A 20,526-nucleotide genomic window follows, 5' to 3' on the forward strand; every position below is an offset into this window, starting at 1 on the left:
TACCTACGCAAGATCTGGAGACACTCATGCAAGCCTGCCCCGCAGAATTCAACTTTGCTCAACATATCGCCGAAATCAATGCGGGCCGCGCCGGCAAGACGGCCTATATCGACAGCCAGGGCACGCTGTCATACGGCGAACTGGCCACACGCGTCGCCAAGTTCGCGGGCTTGCTCGCCGAGCTCGGCATTCGCCGCGAAGAGCGCATTCTGCTTTCCATGCTCGACACCAATGATTGGCCGGTCGTCTTCCTGGGCGCCCTGCACGCCGGCGTGGTGCCGGTGGCCGTCAACACGCTGCTGCCCGCCGCCGACTATGCCTACATGATGGAACACAGCCGCTGCCAGGCGGTGTTCGTCTCCGAGCCCCTGCTTGCCACGGTCCAGGAGGCCATGGCCAGCGCCCGCCACGAAGTCAAGCACATCGTCGTGGCCCGTCCTCAGGGCGAACTTGCCGCCGGCCACATCGAATTCGAAAGCCGCCTGCAGCAGGCCCCCGAGGCGCCGCCCGCCCCCACCAAGGCGGACGAGATCGCTTTCTGGCTCTACTCGTCGGGCTCGACCGGCCAGCCCAAGGGCGTGGTGCACAGCCACGCGAATCTGTGGCACACCGCCGAGCTCTATGGCAAGCCGGTGCTGGGCGTGCGCGAGGACGACATCGTGTTTTCGGCCGCCAAGCTCTTCTTCGCCTATGGACTGGGCAACGGCCTGACCTTTCCCCTGTCGGTCGGCGCCACGGTGGTGCTGATGGACGAACGTCCCACGCCGGCGGCCGTGTACAAGCGCCTGGTCGAATACAAGCCCACTGTCTTCTGTGGCGTGCCCACCCTGTACGCCAGCATGCTGGCCTACGACGCCATCCCCTCGAAGGCCGAGGTGGCCATGCGGGTGTGCGCGTCGGCCGGCGAGGCCCTGCCGCGCGATATCGGCGACCGCTTCACCCAGCAATTCGGCTGCCGCATCCTCGACGGCATCGGCTCTACCGAGATGCTGCACATCTTCCTGTCCAATCGCGAAGACGACCTGCGCTACGGCACGACCGGCAAGCCCGTGCCGGGCTACGAGGTCGAGCTGCGCGACGACGAGGGCCGGCCGGTGCCGCGCGGCGCCATCGGCGACCTCTATATCAGGGGGCCCAGCGCCGCCCTCATGTACTGGAACAACCGCGACAAGACCCGTTCGACCTTCCTGGGCGACTGGGTCAAGAGCGGCGACAAATATGTGTGCGACGAAGAAGGCTATTACACCTACTCGGGCCGCAGCGACGACATGATCAAGGTCAGCGGCCAGTACGTATCGCCCATCGAGGTCGAGAACATCCTCATCCAGCACACCGCCGTGCTGGAGGCCGCCGTCATCGGCGCGGCCGACGGACAGGGCCTGGTCAAGACCACCGCCTACGTCGTGCTGCGTTCCGGCAATGCCGCCTGCGACGCCATCCAGCAAGAGCTCCAGGCCTTCGTCAAGGGCCAGCTGGCTCCCTTCAAGTATCCGCGCACCATACACTTCGTCGACGAACTGCCCAAGACGGCGACGGGCAAGATCCAGCGCTTCCGCCTGCGCGAACAAGAGAGGCACTGACATGCCGAACACAGCCGCTCTGGCCAAGGCGCCGACCCATGTGCGCATACGCGCGCTGGGCCGCGAGATGGACATCGAGTACAGCCTGATCGCGCCCGAGAAGCGGGACGCCGACCTGATCGTCTTCCTGCACGAGGGCCTGGGTTCGGCCTCGATGTGGAAAGACTGGCCCGCCCAGCTGTGCGAAGCCGCCGGCTGCCGCGGCCTGGTTTTTTCGCGCTATGCCTATGGCGCCAGCACGCCCCGGCCCCCGGATGAAAAATGGTCCGTCGAATACATGCACGACCAGGCCCGCGAGGTCTTGCCGGCGCTGTTCGAGGCCCTGGGCCTGCAGGACGAAAAACCCGTGCTGCTCGGACATAGCGACGGCGGCTCGATCGCCCTGCTGTATGCCGCCATGTATCCCGACGCGGCCAAGGCCATCGTCGTCGCGGCGCCGCACATCTTCGTCGAAGACATTTCCATCGAAAACATCGAAAGAGCCCGCGTCGCCTACTTGGAGACCGATCTGCCCCAACGCCTGGCGCGCTACCACGACGACCCGGATTCGGCCTTCTGGGGCTGGAACGACATCTGGCTGAATCCCGCCTTTCGCCACTGGAACATCGAGTCCTGCCTGGACAAGATCCGCTGCCCGATCCTGGCCTTGCAAGGCGTCGACGATGAATACGGCACGCTCGAACAGATTCGAGGGATTAAACGGATTGCAACACATGCAAAGCTCTGTATCATTGAGCGCTGCCGCCATTCCGCCCACAAAGACCAGCCCGAAACAGTCATCAACGAGGTCACGGATTTCATCCGCGATCTTTCCTGAACCGCGCGCCCTCTTGCGCATCCCTGAAGTCATCCCTTTTCATAAAAAACAGGAGTAGGCAATGAAAAAAATCTTCACCCATACCGCCCTGGCCACGGCGCTTGCACTCAGCGCCGGCAGTGCGTTCGCCGCCGTCAAGGTCGGCTTCATGCTGCCGTACAGCGGCACGTACGCCAAGCTGGGCGAAGCCATCGAAAACGGCTTCAAGCTGTATGTGCAAGAGCAAGGCGGCAAGCTGGCCGGCCAAGAGGTCCAGTACTTCAAGGTCGACGATGAATCCAATCCCTCGAAGGGCCCCGAGAACGCCAACCGCCTGATCAAGCGCGACGGCGTCGACATCCTGGTCGGCACCGTGCACTCGGGCGTGGCCATGGCCCTGGCCAAGGCGGCCAACGATTCCGACACCACCCTCATCATTCCGAACGCCGGCGCCGACGCCATCACCGGGCCCCTGTGCAGCAAGAACGTGTTCCGTTCTTCGTTCTCGAACTGGCAGCCCGGCTATGCCATGGGCGCCGTGGCGGCCGAAAACGGCGACAAAACCGCCGTCACCATTTCCTGGAACTACGCGGCCGGCAAAGAGTCCACCGACGGCTTCAAAGAGTCCTTCGAGAAGGCCGGCGGCAAGGTCGTCAAGCACCTCACCCTGCCGTTCCCCAACGTCGAGTTCCAGCCTCTGCTGACAGAAATCGCCTCGCTCAAGCCCGATGCGGTCTACACCTTCTTTGCCGGCGGCGGCGCCGTCAAGTTCGTTCAGGACTATGCCGCGGCCGGCCTGAAAGACTCGATTCCCCTGTATGGCGCCGGCTTCCTCACCGACGGCACGCTCGAAGCCCAGGGCGCATCGGCCCAGGGCCTGCAGACCGCGCTGCACTATGCCGACGGCCTGGATACGCCGCGCGACAACAAGTTCCGCGAAGACTACATCAAGAACTTCCCGCAGCTTCCGCCCGACGTCTACGCCGTGCAGGGCTACGACGCCGCGCAGATGCTCGAAGCGGGCCTGAAGGCCGTGGACGGCGACATCAGCAAGAAGGACGCCATGCGCGACGCCATCCGCAGCGCCAAGATCGACAGCCCGCGCGGCGAGTTCACGCTGTCCAAGGCCGGCAACCCGGTGCAGGACATGTATCTGCGCAAGGTCGAAGGCGACAAGAACCAGTTCGTGAAGATCGCGGTCGAAAAACTGGCCGACCCCGCTCGCGGCTGCAAGCTGTAAATCCGTACCCGCAAGGGGCGCGTGCGCGCGGCGCGCGCGCCCCTTGCCCCGTTGAACCAAAGGAATATTCGTGGACCCGGCCATCCTCCTGATCCAGTGCCTGAACGCCGTGCAATACGGCCTGTTGCTTTTCCTCGTCGCCAGCGGCCTGACCCTCATCTTCGGCATCATGGGCATCATCAATCTGGCCCATGGCAGCTTCTACATGATCGGCGCCTACATGGCCTTTGCGCTGCAGCCGCTCGTGGCCCAGTATCTGGGCGGGGGCTTTGTCCTGACCGTGCTGGTGTGCGTGGTGCTGGCCACGGTGCTGGGGTATTTCCTCGAGTGGGCCTTCTACAGCTACCTGTACACGCGCGAGCACCTTCAGCAGGTGCTCATGACCTACGGCCTCATCCTCGTCTTTGAAGAACTGCGCAGCATCATCGTGGGCAACGACGTGCACGGCGTGCCGGTGCCCTCGTGGCTGACCGGCTCGGTGCGCCTGGGCGACGTCATGACCTATCCCGTGTATCGGCTCTTCATCTCGCTGGTGTGCATCCTGGTCGCCGCGCTGATGTTCTGGGTGCTCACGCGCACCCGGCTGGGCATGATGATCCGCGCCGGTGCCAGCAACCGCGAAATGATCAATTCGCTGGGCATCGACATCAACCGGCTGTTCCGCATCGTGTTCGCCATCGGCGTGGCGCTGGCCGCGCTGGCCGGCGCCATCGCCGCCCCGGTCTCCTCGGTGTATCCCGGCATGGGCAACGCGGTACTGATCATCTGCTTCGTGGTGGTGGTCATCGGCGGCATCGGCTCCATCAAGGGCGCTTTCCTGGCCGCCATGCTGGTGGGCTTCGTCGACACCTTCGGACAGGTGTTCTTCCCGGCCGCCGCGGGCGTCATGGTCTACCTGCTGATGGCCGCCATTCTTCTGTTCAAGCCCGAAGGGCTCTTCAAACACTGACAAGGCTGACCACGCATGCGTTTCATTCTTCGTGCCATTTTGCTGTTGGTGCTGCTGGCGCTGGTGCTGTCCTTGCCCTCGTTCGCCACCAGCTACTATCTGGGCCTGGTCGTCAAGATCATGATCTACGCCCTGTTCGCGCTCAGCCTGCAACTGCTGGTGGGCTGTACCGGCCTGGTCAGCCTGGGGCATTCGGCCTTCTTCGGCATCGCCGCCTATTTCGTCACGCTGCTCTCGCCCGAGTCGGGCGCGGGCAATATGCTGTGGCTGCTGCCCGGCGCCATACTGGCGGCCATGGCCTACGCCGTGGTCACCGGCGCGCTGGCGCTGCGCACCAAGGGCATTTATTTCATCATGGTCACGCTGGCCTTTGCCCAGATGGCCTATTACGTCTTTCACGACACGGCGCTGGGCGGCGGCACCGACGGCATCTATCTTTACTTCCGTCCCGAGATCCGCCTGGGCGACTGGGTCGTGCTCAATATCGACGACCAGTTCGTGTTCTACGTGTTCACGCTGGTCTGCCTGCTGCTGACCTGGCTCTTCCTGGCCCTGCTGATGCGCTCGCGCTTCGGCGCGGCCCTGACCGGCATCCGGGTCAACGAGCAGCGCATGCGCGCCGCGGGTTTTTCAACCTTCAAGTACAAGCTCATCGCCTACATCATCGGCTGCGGCCTGGCCGGCGTGGCAGGCTTTCTGTATGCGGTCAAGGACGGCTATGTGAACCCCGAACTGCTCGCCTGGGAGCAATCGGGCCTGGTGCTGCTCATGGTCATCCTGGGCGGCATGGGCCGCCTGTGGGGCGCCATCGTCGGGGCCGTCGCGCTGACCCTGCTGCAAGAGGTCTTCCAGTCGCACGCGCTGTTCGGCGAATTCGCCAGCAGGTGGCACCTGACCTTCGGCCTGGCCATCATCGCGCTGGTCGCCGCCCTGCCGCAAGGGCTGGCCGGTCTGCCCGATCAGTGGCGCAACCGGCGCCGTCCCAAGTCCATCTCCTCGGCTTCGGCCCAGTAAAGGCAGTACCATGACGCAAACCCTGCTATCGGCCAAGCACATCACGCGCCGCTTCGGCGGCCTGACGGCCATCGACAATGTGTCGCTCGAGCTCAAGCGCGGCGCCGTGCACGCCGTCATCGGCACCAACGGCGCGGGCAAATCCACCCTGGTCAGCGTCCTGTCGGGCGAACTGGCGCCCAACGAGGGCACCATTCACCTGAACCAGGAGAACATCACCGACTGGCCCCAGCCCCGCCGCGCGCGGGCCGGCATGGGCCGCAGCTACCAGCGCACCACCATTTTTCCCTCCCTCACCGTGCACGAAAACTGCCGCCTCACCGCGCAGGCCAATCATCAGCACTTCTGGAGCTGGACACCGGCCCGCCGCTGCACGCAAAGCAACGAAGCGGCCGACCGGGCGCTCGAACTGGCGGGCCTGACGGGCTTTCGCGACCAGACCGCCGGGCTGCTTTCGCACGGCGGCAAGCGCCAGCTCGAAATCGCCATGAGCCTGTCCACCCATCCCACGGTCCTGCTGCTGGACGAGCCGCTGGCCGGCATGGGCTCTGAAGAAACCGACCGCATGCTCAACCTGCTGGCCTCGCTCAAGAGCGAGCACGCCATCCTGCTGGTCGAACACGACATGGACGCCGTCTTTCGCATTTCCGACGAAATCACCGTCATGGTCAATGGCGCGGTCATCGCCCATGGCGACCCGGTCAGCATCAAGGCCAACCCGCTGGTGCAGACGGCTTATCTCGGAGACGAAGAATGACGACGCTGATCGAAGCCTGCGGGCTGCATACCTACTACGGCGCCAGCCACGTGCTGCACGGCATCGACCTGCGCATCGAAGCGGGCGAATCGATCGGGCTGCTGGGCCGCAACGGCATGGGCAAGACCACGCTGATCCGCACCGTCATGGGCCATCTGGCCCCAGCGCAGGGCAAGATCGTCATCCGCGGCCAGGACAACACCCGCGCCCAGCCGCATCAGATCGCCCGCCAGGGCGTGGCCTACGTGCCCGAAGGGCGCGGCATCTTCCCCAACCTGGACGTGCGCGAAAACCTGCTGGTGGCCGCCCGCCCCGGCTACAAGGGCCGCAAGGACTGGACCTACCAGCGCGTGCTGGACACCTTTCCGCGCCTGACCGAGCGCCTGGGCCATGGCGGCCAGCAGCTTTCCGGCGGCGAACAGCAAATGCTGGCCATCGGCCGCGCGCTCATGACCAATCCGGACATCCTCATCCTGGACGAGGCCACCGAAGGCCTGGCGCCGCTCATCATCAACGAGATCTGGCGCATCATCGAAGCCATCCGCGATACCGGCGTAGCCACCCTCATCGTGGACCGCAACTACCGCAAGGTGCTCACCCATACCGATCGCTGCGTGGTGCTGGAAAAAGGCAAGGTGGTCGAACAGCGCGACAGCGCCACGCTAGCCAGCCAGACCGAACTGCTGACGCGGTATCTGGGGGTGTAGGGGTGCAGGCTTATGCCGACGGCGCTTCAGTCTTAAAACGTCGTCGGCTTGCGTTCATGGCTTGCGGATCGTCCTGCTACATCGGACTCCAGCACCATTCTCACATAGCGGGTATATGGAATGCCTTTGGCCTTGGCCTTGGCTTTTACCGCCTCGAGCAGCGAGGCGGGCAGGCGCATATTGAGCGCGGCTGACTTGGGTTCGACTTCGAAATGCATGGGTTGAAAGCCCGATAGATCATATTCGGACAGATCGGCCTCGGCGACGAACCGTTCGGCTTCGGCATCGCTGCGTATCGAAGGCATCGGTTTAGCTTTGTTTCGCATAATGTGCAACCTCCTTCTTATGCATATACCGGGCGCTGATGGGCCGTAGGACAGCCTGTCCGCTGACATGCTTCAGCACAAACACCAGGAATACATATCGGCCAGTTGGCGTTCTCCCGATTGCACGCATGCGTGGCTCGCCGGGATGAGGATCGGCCATCACCATGGGCGCTTTCAGCAGCACTGCTTCAATCTCGGCCAGGGATACGCCATGCTTGCCGCATTTCGGCCAATTGCCGCTGTCCCAGTCGAAGCCCGCTATCCTTATGCGTTGATTATACATAATGTGTAGACAAACGTATTACATTACCTGGAAGCGTCGGAGGACGCACTTGCCCAATCAGGCGCGCAAGCAATCAAATTAGGGTAAGCAGGCGGAAAAGGACATTAGGCAAACTCGCCCGGCCGGACGAGAAGGCCACCCCGGATAAGCGCAGCGAAAGCGAATTCGCCTCTTCCTTGCGCCGCCGGGCAATGCGGATGGCGAAGAAGACTAGGCTGTGAAGGCCGCCGCGGCGCGGCCCAGCCTGTCATTGACGGCGCGCCAGGGCGCTGAGCGGGGGGGCTGCTCGAAGATCAGGCGGGTGTAGCCGCCCTGATCCAGGCGGCGCAGCAATGCGTAGAGCTCGCGGGCGTAGGCATCGGGCTGCGCCGGCGCCGCAAAGCAATCCACGCCGGGGCCCAAGGCGAAAGCATCTTGGGGCGGTTCGAACATGACGCAGGCCACACGGCCCTCATGGGACTTGACGCCGTCCAGCAGCGCCAGCATCTCTTGCCGCGGCAATACCCGCAAAGGCGTGCGAGGCGCATAGTGGGCCTTGAGCGAACCGGAAACGCGAGGCGCGTGAGCATGCGCCTGTCCCTGCTCCTGGTTTTGGCTCTGATCCTGAGCTGTGCCTCGCTCTAGCGCCCGTACTTGCTCGTGCTGCCGCGCAGGGTCCGCATCGCGCGCATCGGCGTCCCCCTCGGCGGGGATGAGGTCCGCGGGCGCAAGGCCCAGCACTTCGCCGATCTCGGCGGCCGTGATGTGGCCTGGGCGCAGAATAATCGGCCCCACCCCCCGCTCCAGGCGAGAAAGATCCAGTATGGTCGATTCGATACCTACCTCCGAGGCGCCGCCCTCGAGGATGAGCAAGTCCTCTTCGGCCATGGCGGGGAATTCGGCCCGCACGTGTTCGGCAAGGGTGGGAGACACTTGGCCGAACTGATTCGCCGAAGGCGCGGCGACGCCGCCATGGCCGCCCTTCAGCTCGGCAAAGCGGCGCAGCAAGGCCTGGGCGACAGGATGCGACGGGCAGCGCAGTCCGATGCTGTCCTGGCCGCCGGCCACGTCCGCGGGAATGCGGTCGGCTCGGGGCAGGATGAGGGTCAGCGGCCCCGGCCAGAAGGCATCGATCAGCAAGTGCGCCTGGGGCGGCACCTGCGCCGCCCAATAGCCGAGGCCGGCGCCGGGCGCCAGATGAACGATGACGGGATGGTTCGCCGGCCGGCCCTTGGCCGCATAGATGCGCGCAATGGCCTGCACGTTTTCAGCGTCCGCCCCCAAGCCATATACAGTTTCGGTCGGAAAGGCGACGAGGCCGCCGTCCAGCAGGCGCCGGGCGGCCCGCTCGATCACTGCTTCCATTGGATTCCCAGCGCCGCGGCAACGTCACGCGCGCGGCCGCGCGCCGCTTCGAGCGTGTCGCCCAATACCGTGACGTGGCCCATCTTGCGGGCACGGCGTGCCTCGGCCTTGCCGTAGAGATGCAGCTTGGCGCCGGGCACGCGCAACACCCCGGTCCAATCGGGCTCGCGCAGGCCGCCCTGGCCGTCGAACCAGACATCGCCCAATATATTCAACATGACCGAAGCGCACAGGCAGGAAGGATCGCCCAGCGGCTGGCCGGCCATGGTGCGGGCCTGCTGTTCGAACTGGCTGCTGATGCAGGCGTCGATCGTATAGTGCCCGCTGTTGTGAGGCCGCGGCGCCATTTCGTTTGCTACCAGCCGCCCGTCGTTCAGCACGAAGAACTCGACGCACAGCACCCCGACATAATTCAATGCATGAGCAATATCTTGAGCGATGCGCGCCGCGGTCCGATGGAAGGCCTGGGCCACCCTCGCACCCGCAGGTTCGACCGTGGAAACCGCCAGAATGCCGTCACGATGCTCGTTCACGGAAGGCGCATAGGCCACGGCCTCGCCATGCACGTTGCGCGCGACCACCACGGAAATCTCGCTGGTAAGCGGCACCAGCGCCTCGAGCACGCAAGGGACGCGCCCCATCGATTCCCATGCCGCCAGCGCTTCGGCGCGGCCGGCGACGCGCGCCTGGCCCTTGCCGTCGTAGCCGAGGCGGGCGGACTTCAGAATGCCGGGAAATAATTCCTGACCGGCCTCGTCGAGGTCGCCCGGCTGCACGACAGGCATATGCGGCGCCACAGGCACGCCTGCCTGCGCCAGAAAGGCCTTCTCGGCGATGCGGTCCTGCGCAACGGCCACTGAACGGGAGCCGGGACTGACGCGAACGCTCTGTTCCAGCCGCGCCAGGCTTTGCGCGGGCACGTTCTCGAACTCCGTCGTGACCGCGGCGCACAGTCCGGCCAGCCGGTCCAGCGCCTGCTCGTCATCGTACTCCGCCCGGATGTGCAGGTCGGCCACCACGCCCGCCGGACACTCCGCGGCGGGGTCCAGCACGGCGACCTTGTAGCCCATGCTTTGCGCGGCGTGGCAGAACATGCGTCCCAACTGGCCGCCGCCGAGCATGCCGAGCCAGTTGCCCGGCGCGATCACGGAAGCATCGGAAGATTTATTCATGTTGGATGGATGTTGTGCCCGCGTTGAAAAAGGAAATCAGCCCGCCCGGCCGGATGCGGGCGGCGGGACGACCATGTTGCGCGCGGCCTCGGTCTGCCTGGCCCGGAAAGCGTCGAGCTTGTCGCGCAGCGCGGGATCGGTAACCGCCATGCAGGCGATGGCGTGCAAGGCGGCGTTGGCCGCGCCCGCCTCGCCGATGGCGAAAGTGGCGACCGGCACGCCCTTGGGCATCTGCACGATGGAAAGCAGGGAATCCTCGCCTCGGAGATAGCGCGACGGCACGGGCACGCCATAGACGGGGACCGGCGTGAGCGCGGCCATCATGCCGGGCAGATGGGCTGCGCCGCCCGCGCCGGCAATGATGCCGCGCAAGCCCCGCTGCGCCGCCTGCGCGCCGTACTGCGCCATGTCGCCGGGCATGCGGTGCGCCGAGATGACGCGGGTTTCGTGGGCCACGCCGAAGTCGCTCAGCATGTCCGCCGCGTGTTTCATGATGTCCCAGTCGCTGGACGACCCCATGATGATGCCGATCAGCGGGCGCTCATCGGTGGACGTGTCGGCGAAGGTGCTCATAAGCGTATCGGCAAAAAGGCCCGGCGCGCGGGCAAAGGAGTACGGGGATCAGGAGGTAAGGCGAGTGACCGCCTCGCGATACTTGGCGGCCGTCTTTTCGATGACCTCGGCCGGCAGGCGCGGCGCGGGCGGCGTTTTGTCCCAGGGCTGGGTCTCGAGCCAGTCGCGCACGAACTGCTTGTCGAAGGACGGCGGACTGCCGCCTTCGGCGTACTGATCGGCGGGCCAGAAGCGCGATGAGTCGGGTGTAAGCACCTCGTCCATCAGATGCAGGGCGCCCGCCGCGTCCAGGCCGAACTCGAACTTGGTGTCGGCGATAATGATGCCCTTGCCCGCCGCATACGCCGAAGCCTCGGAATAAAGCCTGAGGGTGATGCTGCGGATCTGCTCGGCCATATCTTGCCCCACCTCGGCCACCACGCGCTCGAAATCGACGTTTTCGTCGTGGGCCCCGACCTCGGCCTTGGCCGCCGGCGTGAAAATGGGCTCGGGCAGGCGGCTGGCTTGCTTCAGCCCGGCGGGCAGCGAGATGCCGCAGACCGCGCCCGTGGCCTGGTAGTCTTTCCAGCCGGATCCGATCAGGTAGCCGCGCGCCACGGCTTCGACCAAGATGGGCTTGAGCCGCTTGACGACCACCGCGCGGCCCGCGACCTGGTCGCGTTCATCCGCCGCCACGACGTCTTCGGGCGCGATGCCGGTGGAATGGTTGGGAACGACATGGGCGAGCTTGTCGAGCCAGAACGAAGTGAGCTCGGTCAGCACCTGCCCCTTGCCGGGGATGGGGTCGTCCAGAATGACGTCGAAGGCGGAAATGCGGTCGGAGGCGACGATGAGCAGCTTGTCGTCGCCCACGGCATACATATCGCGCACCTTGCCGCGTGCCAGCAGGGGCAGCGACCTGATCTGCGATTGATGCAGTGCCGCCATTTACTGCACCACCTGGGCCAGCTCGCCGGCCGCATAGCGGCGCGCCATTTCGTCGAGCGCGACAGGCTTGATCTTGCTGGCGTTGCCGGCCGTGCCGAACTGCTGGTAGCGCTGCAGGCAGATTTGCTTGGCGGCCAGGCGTGCGGGCTTGAGGTATTCGCGCGGGTCGAACTTGGAGGGGTTCTCGGCCATGAAGCGGCGGATGGCGCCGGTCATGGCAAGCCGGATATCGGTATCGATATTGACCTTGCGCACGCCGAACTTGATGGCTTCTTGGATTTCCTCGACGGGCACGCCGTAGGTTTCCTTCATGTCGCCGCCGAACTGGCGGATTTCGGCCAGGAGCTCTTGCGGCACGCTGGAGCTGCCGTGCATGACCAGATGGGTATTGGGCAGGCGGGCGTGGATCTCTTTGATGCGCGAAATGGACAGGATGTCGCCCGTGGGCTTGCGCGAGAACTTGTAGGCGCCGTGGCTGGTGCCGATGGCGATGGCCAGCGCGTCGAGCTGGGTCTGGCGGACGAAGTCGGCGGCCTGCTCGGGATCGGTCAGCAGCTGGTCCATGGTGAGCGTGCCCTCGGCGCCGTGGCCGTCTTCTTTGTCGCCTTTCATGGTTTCGAGCGAGCCGAGACAGCCCAGTTCGCCCTCGACCGTGATGCCCAGCTTGTGGGCCATCTGGACGACGCGCTTGGTGACGTCCACGTTGTAGTCGTAGTCGGCGATGGTCTTGCCGTCTTCTTCGAGGGAGCCGTCCATCATGACGCTGGTGAAGCCCAGGTCGATCGCGCCCTGGCAGATCGCCGGCGATTGGCCGTGGTCTTGATGCATGACCACGGGCAGATGCGGATAGCTTTCGACCGCCGCCTGGATGAGCTGTTTCAGGAAGCCCTCGCCGGCGTATTTGCGCGCACCCGCCGAGGCCTGCATGATGACGGGGCTGTCGGTTTCGTGCGCGGCCTCCATGATGGCCTGTACCTGCTCGAGGTTGTTGACGTTGAATGCCGGGATGCCGTAGCCGTTCTCGGCGGCATGATCGAGCAACTGGCGCATGGAAACTAGGGCCATGACAGGACCTCCAAATCAAAGAATAAAGGGGATTGCAGCAATTTTACCCGAATGGGCGGCGGGCATCGGCCCGCGCGGCGCGCCAAAAACGTTTGGAGACAAAGGCTTGAGGCCTGTAAAGGCTAGGGCCGCCCTATGCGCGCGGCCGACTTGGGCCGGAAGGCCTTGACGACCTCTTCGCGCGTCTCGATATAGGGGCCGCCGATGAGATCGATGCAATACGGCACGGCGGCAAAGATGCCCGGCACCACGTGGCGGCCGTCGGCATCCTTCAGACCCTCGAGCGTTTCCTTGATGGCCTTGGGCTGGCCGGGCAGATTGATGATGAGAGCGGCATGACCGGCGGTCTCGCGGATGACCGCCACCTGGCGTGAAAGTATGGCCGTCGGCACGAAGCGCAGGCTGATCTGGCGCATCTGTTCTCCGAACCCGGGCATCTCTTTGGTGGCCACGTCCAGCGTGGCCTCGGGCGTGACGTCGCGCCGCGCGGGGCCCGTACCGCCGGTCGTCAGCACCAGATCGCAGCCCGCCTCGTCCACCAGTTCGATGAGCGTGCGGGCGATGACCGGCCTTTCGTCGGCGATGAGGCGGGTCGCGTACTGTGCGCCGCCCAGCAAGGCCTCATCCAGCCAGGACTGCAAGGACGGAATTCCCTGGTCTTCGTAGGCGCCGCTGGACGCGCGGTCGGAGACCGACACCAGGCCGACCAGAAGCTCGTCGGAATTGCGGCGGACCAGCCGGGCTTGCGTGGACATGGGACCCCTCCTGTGCAGTTGAATTCAAGCAGCGGCGCGCTGCTGCAGGACGTCGACGGCGGGCAGGACCTTGCCTTCCAGAAACTCCAGGAAGGCGCCGCCCCCGGTCGATATATAGCCGACCTTGTCGGCGATGCCGTACTTGGCAATGGCGGCCAGCGTATCGCCGCCGCCGGCGATGGAGAACGCCTGCGACTCGGCAATGGCGCGGGCGATGGCCTCGGTGCCGCCGGCAAAGGCGTCGAATTCGAACACGCCCACCGGGCCGTTCCAGACGATGGTGCCGGCCTGGCGCAGCTTGTCGGCCAGCGCGGCGGCCGTGTCGGGGCCGATGTCGAGAATGAGGTCGTCGTCCGCCACCTCGTCGGCCGGCTTGACCGTGGCGGCCGCATCGGCCGCGAAAGACTTGGCGCACACGACGTCGACCGGAATGGGCACATCGGCGCCGCGCTGCTTCATCAGTTCGATGACCACGCGGGCCTGATCGATCTGCTCGGGTTCGGCCAGCGACTTGCCGATGGACAGGCCCTGGGCCAGCATGAAGGTGTTGGCGATGCCGCCGCCGACGATGAGCTGGTCCACCTTGTCGGCCAGCGACCGCAGTATGGACAGCTTGGTCGACACCTTGGAGCCGGCCACGATGGCCACCATCGGGCGCTTGGGATCCTGCAGCGCACGGCCCAGGGCATCGAGCTCGGCCTCGAGCAAAGGGCCCGCGCAAGCAATGGGGGCGTAGCGGGCGATGCCGTGCGTGGTGGCTTCGGCGCGGTGCGCGGTGCCGAAGGCGTCGTTCACGTATACATCGCACAACGCCGCCATCTTGCGCGATAGCGACTCGTCGTTCTTCTTCTCGCCCACGTTGCAGCGGCAGTTCTCGAGCAGCACCACCTGGCCCGGATCCACCTGCACACCGTCGATCCAGTCCTGCAACAGCCGCACCGGCTGGCCCAGCAGCTCAGTCATGCGCGCCGCCACGGGCGCCAGGGTGTCCCCCTCCGCCACGGTGCCCTCGGTGGGCCGTCCAAGGTGCGAGGTCACCATCACCGCCGCTCCCGCGTCCAGCGCCATGCGAATGGCGGGAATGGAGGCACGGACGCGCGTATCCTCGGAGATGTCGCCTTCGTCGTTGAAAGGCACGTTGAGGTCGGAACGGATGAAGACGCGCTTGCCGGACAACGCGTCGGTCTTGGACAGGGCCGATAGAGTTTGGATCGAAGACATGGAAACGGATCGTAGTTGAAGCGAAGAACGCCGGCCTGCGGGCCGGGCCTCTGCGCCACTGTTTCAGGGGAGCCTTCGGCTCCGCAAAGTTACGGTCAAAGGGCGGGATGATTCCCGCCCTTCAAATGCTGCAGCGTCGGACTACTTGGCCGACATCAGGGCCACGGTGGTGTCGAGCATGCGGTTGGAGAAGCCCCACTCGTTGTCGTACCACGAACCCACCTTGACCAGGTTGCCGGAGACCTTGGTCAGGCCTTCGTCCACCGTGCTGGAGGCGGTCGAGTGATTGAAGTCGACCGACACCAGCGGCTCGTCGGTGTAGGCCAGAATGCCCTTGAGGGGGCCTTCGGCGGCGGCCGCCTTGAGGATGGCGTTGACTTCGTCCACCGAGGTTTCGCGGGCGGCCACGAACGACAGATCGACCAGCGAGACATTGATGGTGGGCACGCGGATGGCGTAGCCGTCGAGCTTGCCGTTGAGTTCGGGCAGCACCAGGCCGACCGCGGAAGCCGCGCCGGTCTTGGTGGGGATCATGCTGGACGTGGCCGAGCGCGCGCGGCGCAGGTCGCTGTGATAGACGTCGGTCAGGACCTGGTCGTTGGTGTAGGCGTGGATGGTGGTCATCAGACCGGTGACGACGCCGAGTTTCTGATGCAGGGGCTGCACCAGCGGAGCCAGGCAGTTGGTAGTGCACGAGGCGTTCGAGATGACGGTGTCGCTGGCCTTGAGTACGTCGTGGTTCACGCCGTAGACGATGGTGGCGTCGACGTCCTTGCCGCCGGGAGCCGAGATGATGACCTTCTTGGCGCCGCCCTGGATGTGGGCGCCGGCTTTTTCCTTGGTGGTGAAGAAGCCCGTGCACTCGAGCACGACGTCCACCTTGAGCTCGCCCCAGGGCAGTTCGGCCGGATTGCGATTGGCCAGCACGCGGATGCGGTCGCCATTGACCACCATGTAGTCGCCGTCGACGTCGACCGTGCCGGGGAAGCGGCCGTGCGCCGTATCGTAGCGGGTGAGGTGGGCATTGGTCTTGGGGTCGCCCAGGTCGTTGATGGCGACGATCTCGATGTCGTGCTTTTTACCGTCTTCGTAGTGGGCGCGCAGGACGTTGCGCCCGATGCGTCCGTATCCGTTGATCGCTACGCGAATTGCCATGGTGATTCTCCTGTTTTACAAAACTTGCTCGACGGCTGCCGCGACACGTTCGACGGTCAGGCCGAAATGCTTGAATAGGACGCCGGCGGGCGCGGATTCGCCATAGGTGTCGAGACCGACCACGGCGCCCTCCAGGCCCACATATTTGTACCAGCCGGCCGTGACGCCGGCCTCGACGGCGACGCGGGGCAGCCCCTTGGGCAGCACGGCCTCGCGCCATTGCGCGTCCTGCTCGTCGAAAAGCTGGGTGCAGGGCATGGACACCACGCGCACCGCGATGCCGCGGGCCGCGAGCTGCTCTTGCGCGCCCAGGGCCAGCGCCACTTCGGAGCCGGTGGCGATGATGACCGCCCGGGCGTCCTCGGCATCGCGCAGCACATAGCCGCCGCGTGCAATCGCCTCGACGGCCTCGGGCTCGCGCTGCACGAAGGGCAGATTCTGGCGCGAAAGCAGCAAGGCGCTGGGGCCGCCCTGGCGAACCGCCATGCCCAGGCTGGCCGGACGCTGCAGCGCCAGCTGCCATGCCACGGCGGTTTCGGTCGTGTCGCAGGGGCGCCATACGTGCAGATTCGGAATGAGACGCAGGCTGGCGGCGTGCTCGACCGACTGGTGGGTAGGGCCGTCTTCGCCCAGGCCGATGGAGTCGTGCGTGAAGACGTGCACCACGCGCTGCTTCATGAGAGCGGCCATGCGCACCGCGTTGCGCGAATAATCGGAGAAGGTCAGGAAGGTGCCGCCGAAAGGCAGGTAGCCGCCGTGCAGGGCCAGGCCGTTCATGACGGCCGCCATGCCGAACTCGCGTACGCCGTAGTTGATGTGGCGGCCGAACTGCAGGCCGTCATCGGTGGCGCGCACGGGCGTCACGCCCTTCCAGTCGGTGAAGTTCGAACCGGTGAGGTCGGCCGAGCCGCCCAGCATCTCGGGAAGGATCCCGGCAAACGCCGCGATGGCGAATTGCGAAGCCTTGCGGCTGGCCACGGTCTCGGCCTTTTCGGCCGTGGCCCGGACAAAGGCCAGCGCCCGCTCGGCGAAATCGGAGGGAAGCTCTCCCGCCATGCGGCGCTTGAACTCGGCGGCTTCGGCCGGATAGGCCCGGGCGTAGGAGTCGAACGCGCGCTGCCACTCGTTCTGCCACAGCTGACCCTTGTTGCGCGCATCCCAGCGCTGGTAGACATGGTCGGGGACCACAAAGGGCTCGTGGGGCCAGTTCAGCGCGTCGCGCGTGGCGACGATCTCGTCGGCGCCCAGCGGAGCGCCGTGCACCTTCTCGGTGCCCGCCATGGTGGGCGCGCCCTTGCCGATGACGGTGCGGCAGCAAATGAGCGTAGGGCCTTTGCCTTGGGCCGCCCAGGCCTTGGCCTGCTCGATGGCCTGGTCGACGTCTGCGACGTTATGGCCGTCGACGTTGCGCACCACGTTCCAGCCGTAGCTTTCGAAGCGCCCGGGGGTATCGTCGCGGAACCAGTTCTCGACCTTGCCGTCGATGGAGATGCCGTTGTCGTCGTAGAAAACGATGAGCTTGGACAGGCGCAGCGTGCCGGCCAGCGAGCACACCTCGTGCGAGATGCCCTCCATCAGGCAGCCGTCGCCCGCGAAGGCATAGGTGAAGTGGTCGACGACCTTATGGTCGTCGCGGTTGAACTCCCGGGCCAGCAGGGCTTCGGCCAGCGCCATGCCGACCGCGTTGGCCAGGCCCTGGCCCAGCGGACCCGTGGTGGTTTCTACCCCGGCGGTGATGCCGACTTCGGGGTGGCCGGGGGTGCGCGAATGCAGCTGACGGAAATTCTTGAGCTCGCCGATGGGCAGGTCGTAGCCGGTGAGGTGCAGCAATGCGTAGATCAGCATCGAGCCGTGGCCGTTCGACAGCACGAAGCGGTCGCGGTCGAACCAGGCCGGATCGGCCGGATTGTGGCGCAGGTGGCGGGTCCAGAGGGCCTCCGCGATGTCGGCCATGCCCATGGGCGCGCCCGGATGGCCGGAATTGGCTTGTTGGACAGCGTCCATGGAAAGCGCGCGGATGGCATTGGCCAAAGTGGAGTCTTGGGCTGGCGAAGGGCTCATGGGGTATTCTCTAGGACCTGGCGGCCGCGTGCGGGCCGCATTCCGGCAATGCGTTGCAAAGCTATTGATTTTACCACCTCGCATTTTTCCCAGCCCATGGCCCGACCCAGATTCTTCTGCCCCCTTCCCCTGCAGCCGCATCAGGCCCTGGCGCTGCCTGCGGACCTCGCTCATTACGCCTTGCGCGTATTGCGCCTCAAGGATGGCGCGGCGGTCATCCTGTTCGACGGGCTGGGCGGGGAATACGAGGCCGTCCTGCGGGTGCAGGGCAAGTCGGCCGAGGCGCTGGTCGGGGCTCACCACGCCCTCGAAGCCGAGTTGCCGGGCCGCATCACGCTGGTGCAGGGCCTGCCCTCGGGCGACAAGATGGACTGGATCGTGGAAAAAGCGGTCGAACTGGGCGCGAACCGCCTGATTCCGATCGCAGCCCGGCGCAGCGTGGTGCAATTGAACCCCGAGCGCGAGGCCAAGCGCCTCAAACACTGGCAGCGCATCGCCCAGTCGGCCAGCGAACAATGCGGCCGCAACCGCCTCATGCGCATAGACGCCCCCCTGAACCTCGAGGCCTGCCTGGATGCGCTGGACGCGGCAGGCCCGGCGCTGCTATGCCACCCCGAGGCCGGGAAGACGCTGGGCCAGGCGCTGGGCCCGGAACCGGACGTCACACTGCTGGTGGGGCCCGAAGGCGGCTGGTCGCCCGAAGAACAGCAACTGGCGCTGCGCCGGGGCGCCACGCCAATTCGGTTCGGAACACGGGTGCTGCGCACCGAAACGGCGGGACTGGCGCTGATCGCAGCCGTCAGCGCCTTGAAAGGCTGGAACTGAAGCATTGAAGCGGCCTTGCCGTCACCTCCGGTGGACCGGACGCCTGGCGCCTGGAACGGTCGAGCGGCTCACGCCGCAGCGCGCGGCTCGAGCCCGCCCGGGGCTATTCTTCTTCGCGCGCCCCCGAATAAGGCGTGGGCGCCACCCCCGGCTCGGGATCGGGATGCTTGCCAGCATGCACGACGGCATACGAGAAACTGCGCTCGTTGTTGCTGGCGAACTCCACCACGTCGTCGCATACCGTCAGGATGGCCTGGGCGTCTTCGGTCAGCGCCGGATCGCCCGAGTGCAGCTTGTCGAACCAGAGAAACAGGCCGGCCTTCTGGTCGAGAACGGTGTCACAGATGCAGTCGTACAGGGCGTCGAGGTTGCCGCCGAAGAATTCGGGGAAATCGACCGCCTTGACCACCGCGCGCAGCACCGCTGAACGGCTGCGCGCCCGGTCGCAATCGACCACATAGGCAGTAAGGCCGGCGGCCTGGGCCCGCTCGATGGCTTCATCTCTGGAAATGGCGGCAGAATCGATCAGGCCGCCCTTCTGAAATTTTTTCTGCCATGTCTGCGCTTGGGTCATTGTGGCGTCTCCTTGAAAAACGCTTTGACTTCCTCAACACGATCCATGCTGTCGGCTCGTCCTAGGCGGATGAGTTCACGGGTATACCCGGCCTCGAACAGCAAGTAGGATACCAACGCACCGCCTGTCGTGGCCCCGGAACCCGACGATACACCGAGTACCCGGAAAAGTGTACGAACCGAACGTGGCATTTGATGCAAAAACTCCATGGCAATGTTGTCCAGCGGCTTGCTGGGGGTGATGGTCAGTGCGCTGACCGTCCTGAGTGACTGCTTTTCGACCTTCTCGGCCGGCGCCAGGCCGAGAAGGTCGTTGATGCGCTCCAGCCTTTCGACGTCCATGGACAGGCTGTCGACGAATATGCTGGAGAGCACCTGGCCGCCCACCTGAGCGAGCGGCGGATAATTCGAATCGACCCGGCGCTCTTCGGCATGGGTGTCGTCCCTGTGCCCCGTGCCGATGACCAGCACCCGCTCGGCGCCGAGGTGAATGGCCGGGCTCAGGGGCGCCAACTGCCGCATGGAGCCGTCGCCGCACCATTCGGTCTTGCCGTTCACCAGGATGGCCTGGGCGGGAAAGACGAAGGGAATGGCGCTGGAAGCCATGAGGTGCTCCACGCCTACTGTTCCGGGCACGGCGCGCCGCAGGCTTCGTGTCCAGGGCTCTATGAGGTGGCGCGCATTATAGAAGGTAAGATGCTCGCCCGAGATAAAGGCGGTTGCGGTGATGGCAAGCGCACGCAACTCGCCCTTGTCCAGATTATCGTTGAGGCGGTCGAAATCCAGCGTGGACGCCAGCAGATCGGCCAGGGGGCTGTTGTCCAGCAGCGAACTGGGACGCCGTCCGCGCAGGCTCGGCCACAGCCAGCCCAGGGCCAGCATGCTCAGCCAGCGCCAGCCCGTGCTCAGCAGCGAAAGCGCGTCGCTGCGATAGATATTGTCGGTATGAAGCGTTTCCCACAAGGTGACCAGGCGGTCTACCGCCAGATGGCTGTCGTTGGCCCGGCAGGCCAGCGCCGCCGCGTTGATGGCGCCGGCCGACGTGCCGCACACGATGGGAAAAGGGTTGCGGAACTGCGGTGAACGCTGCGGATCGAGTATGTCCAGAATGCCGGACAGTACACCGACCTGATAGGCGGCGCGGGCGCCGCCCCCCATCAGGACCAGGCCTACCGGCGATCGACCGAAGCCCTCGCGCATGAC

21 protein-coding genes are annotated in these 20,526 nt (G+C 65.4%); 8 read left to right on the forward strand and 13 right to left on the reverse strand.

From position 1 onward, the window contains the following. Positions 1 to 26 precede the first annotated feature (26 nt). From CSC67_RS14745 to CSC67_RS14775, 7 genes are all read left to right on the forward strand, one after another. Entirely contained in the window at positions 27 to 1,580 is a 1,554-nt protein-coding gene (locus tag CSC67_RS14745) for a benzoate-CoA ligase family protein (RefSeq protein WP_118995201.1), read from the forward strand. 1 nt (position 1,581) lies between these two features. Beyond that, positions 1,582 to 2,397, forward strand: coding sequence for an alpha/beta fold hydrolase (locus CSC67_RS14750; protein ID WP_118995202.1), 816 nt, complete (start codon positions 1,582 to 1,584; stop codon positions 2,395 to 2,397). Between the two features lie 61 nt (positions 2,398 to 2,458). Next, positions 2,459 to 3,616: an ABC transporter substrate-binding protein gene (locus CSC67_RS14755; RefSeq protein WP_118995203.1), complete on the forward strand. Its 1,158-nt coding sequence runs from the start codon at positions 2,459 to 2,461 to the stop codon at positions 3,614 to 3,616. Between the two features lie 70 nt (positions 3,617 to 3,686). Then, positions 3,687 to 4,565: a branched-chain amino acid ABC transporter permease gene (locus CSC67_RS14760; RefSeq protein WP_118995204.1), complete on the forward strand. Its 879-nt coding sequence runs from the start codon at positions 3,687 to 3,689 to the stop codon at positions 4,563 to 4,565. 15 nt (positions 4,566 to 4,580) lie between these two features. After that, positions 4,581 to 5,579, forward strand: coding sequence for a branched-chain amino acid ABC transporter permease (locus tag CSC67_RS14765; RefSeq protein WP_118995205.1), 999 nt, complete (start codon positions 4,581 to 4,583; stop codon positions 5,577 to 5,579). A gap of 10 nt (positions 5,580 to 5,589) precedes the next feature. Beyond that, the gene (locus CSC67_RS14770; protein WP_118995206.1) at positions 5,590 to 6,336 is read left to right on the forward strand and encodes an ABC transporter ATP-binding protein; all 747 of its coding nucleotides are present in this window, start codon (positions 5,590 to 5,592) and stop codon (positions 6,334 to 6,336) included. Beyond that, positions 6,333 to 7,043: an ABC transporter ATP-binding protein gene (locus CSC67_RS14775; protein WP_118995207.1), complete on the forward strand. Its 711-nt coding sequence runs from the start codon at positions 6,333 to 6,335 to the stop codon at positions 7,041 to 7,043. The genes CSC67_RS14770 and CSC67_RS14775 overlap by 4 nt, the downstream gene beginning before the upstream one ends. 32 nt (positions 7,044 to 7,075) lie before the next feature. Here CSC67_RS14775 and CSC67_RS14780 read toward each other — a convergent pair whose 3' ends face one another. From CSC67_RS14780 to tkt, 11 genes are all read right to left on the reverse strand, one after another. Further along, positions 7,076 to 7,369 carry a BrnA antitoxin family protein gene (locus tag CSC67_RS14780; RefSeq protein ID WP_118995208.1) on the reverse strand — a complete coding sequence of 98 codons (294 nt, stop codon included), beginning with the start codon at positions 7,367 to 7,369 and terminating at the stop codon, positions 7,076 to 7,078. Continuing rightward, positions 7,353 to 7,652: a BrnT family toxin gene (locus tag CSC67_RS21780; protein ID WP_209304334.1), complete on the reverse strand. Its 300-nt coding sequence runs from the start codon at positions 7,650 to 7,652 to the stop codon at positions 7,353 to 7,355. Before CSC67_RS21780 ends, CSC67_RS14780 begins: the two co-directional genes overlap by 17 nt. Before the next feature lie 210 nt (positions 7,653 to 7,862). Continuing rightward, positions 7,863 to 8,996 (reverse strand): L-threonylcarbamoyladenylate synthase, encoded by a 1,134-nt coding sequence (locus CSC67_RS14790; protein WP_118995209.1) that lies wholly within the window; start codon positions 8,994 to 8,996, stop codon positions 7,863 to 7,865. Next, complete coding sequence (locus CSC67_RS14795) at positions 8,984 to 10,168, reverse strand: 5-(carboxyamino)imidazole ribonucleotide synthase (RefSeq protein WP_118995210.1); 1,185 nt, start codon at positions 10,166 to 10,168, stop codon at positions 8,984 to 8,986. The genes CSC67_RS14790 and CSC67_RS14795 overlap by 13 nt, the downstream gene beginning before the upstream one ends. A gap of 36 nt (positions 10,169 to 10,204) precedes the next feature. Continuing rightward, positions 10,205 to 10,741 (reverse strand): 5-(carboxyamino)imidazole ribonucleotide mutase, encoded by a 537-nt coding sequence (gene purE, locus CSC67_RS14800; RefSeq protein WP_167752904.1) that lies wholly within the window; start codon positions 10,739 to 10,741, stop codon positions 10,205 to 10,207. Between the two features lie 48 nt (positions 10,742 to 10,789). Next, positions 10,790 to 11,668, reverse strand: a complete 879-nt coding sequence (locus tag CSC67_RS14805) for a phosphoribosylaminoimidazolesuccinocarboxamide synthase (protein ID WP_118995211.1) — start codon at positions 11,666 to 11,668, stop codon at positions 10,790 to 10,792. Further along, entirely contained in the window at positions 11,669 to 12,733 is a 1,065-nt protein-coding gene (gene fba, locus CSC67_RS14810) for a class II fructose-bisphosphate aldolase (protein ID WP_118995212.1), read from the reverse strand. It abuts the gene before it with no gap. Positions 12,734 to 12,855: 122 nt separating this feature from the next. Continuing rightward, positions 12,856 to 13,488: a molybdopterin adenylyltransferase gene (mog, locus tag CSC67_RS14815; protein ID WP_118995213.1), complete on the reverse strand. Its 633-nt coding sequence runs from the start codon at positions 13,486 to 13,488 to the stop codon at positions 12,856 to 12,858. Positions 13,489 to 13,512: 24 nt separating this feature from the next. Beyond that, complete coding sequence (locus CSC67_RS14820) at positions 13,513 to 14,709, reverse strand: phosphoglycerate kinase (protein WP_118995214.1); 1,197 nt, start codon at positions 14,707 to 14,709, stop codon at positions 13,513 to 13,515. A 141-nt stretch (positions 14,710 to 14,850) separates the two neighbouring features. After that, a complete protein-coding gene (gap, locus tag CSC67_RS14825; RefSeq protein ID WP_118995215.1) occupies positions 14,851 to 15,864 on the reverse strand; it encodes a type I glyceraldehyde-3-phosphate dehydrogenase in 1,014 nt (337 codons plus the stop codon). Positions 15,865 to 15,879: 15 nt separating this feature from the next. Next, the gene (tkt, locus tag CSC67_RS14830; RefSeq protein ID WP_118995216.1) at positions 15,880 to 17,925 is read right to left on the reverse strand and encodes a transketolase; all 2,046 of its coding nucleotides are present in this window, start codon (positions 17,923 to 17,925) and stop codon (positions 15,880 to 15,882) included. A 96-nt stretch (positions 17,926 to 18,021) separates the two neighbouring features. Between tkt and CSC67_RS14835 the strand changes: the two genes are divergently transcribed. Further along, entirely contained in the window at positions 18,022 to 18,750 is a 729-nt protein-coding gene (locus tag CSC67_RS14835) for a 16S rRNA (uracil(1498)-N(3))-methyltransferase (protein WP_118995277.1), read from the forward strand. 103 nt (positions 18,751 to 18,853) lie between these two features. Here the strand turns inward: CSC67_RS14835 and CSC67_RS14840 are convergent, their stop codons facing one another. After that, entirely contained in the window at positions 18,854 to 19,324 is a 471-nt protein-coding gene (locus CSC67_RS14840) for a barstar family protein (RefSeq protein WP_118995217.1), read from the reverse strand. Next, positions 19,321 to 20,523, reverse strand: coding sequence for a patatin-like phospholipase family protein (locus tag CSC67_RS14845; RefSeq protein WP_118995218.1), 1,203 nt, complete (start codon positions 20,521 to 20,523; stop codon positions 19,321 to 19,323). Before CSC67_RS14845 ends, CSC67_RS14840 begins: the two co-directional genes overlap by 4 nt. Positions 20,524 to 20,526: the final 3 nt, after the last annotated feature.

It is taken from the genome of Pusillimonas caeni (assembly GCF_003545815.1).
GTDB classification, from domain to species: domain Bacteria; phylum Pseudomonadota; class Gammaproteobacteria; order Burkholderiales; family Burkholderiaceae_B; genus Pusillimonas; species Pusillimonas caeni.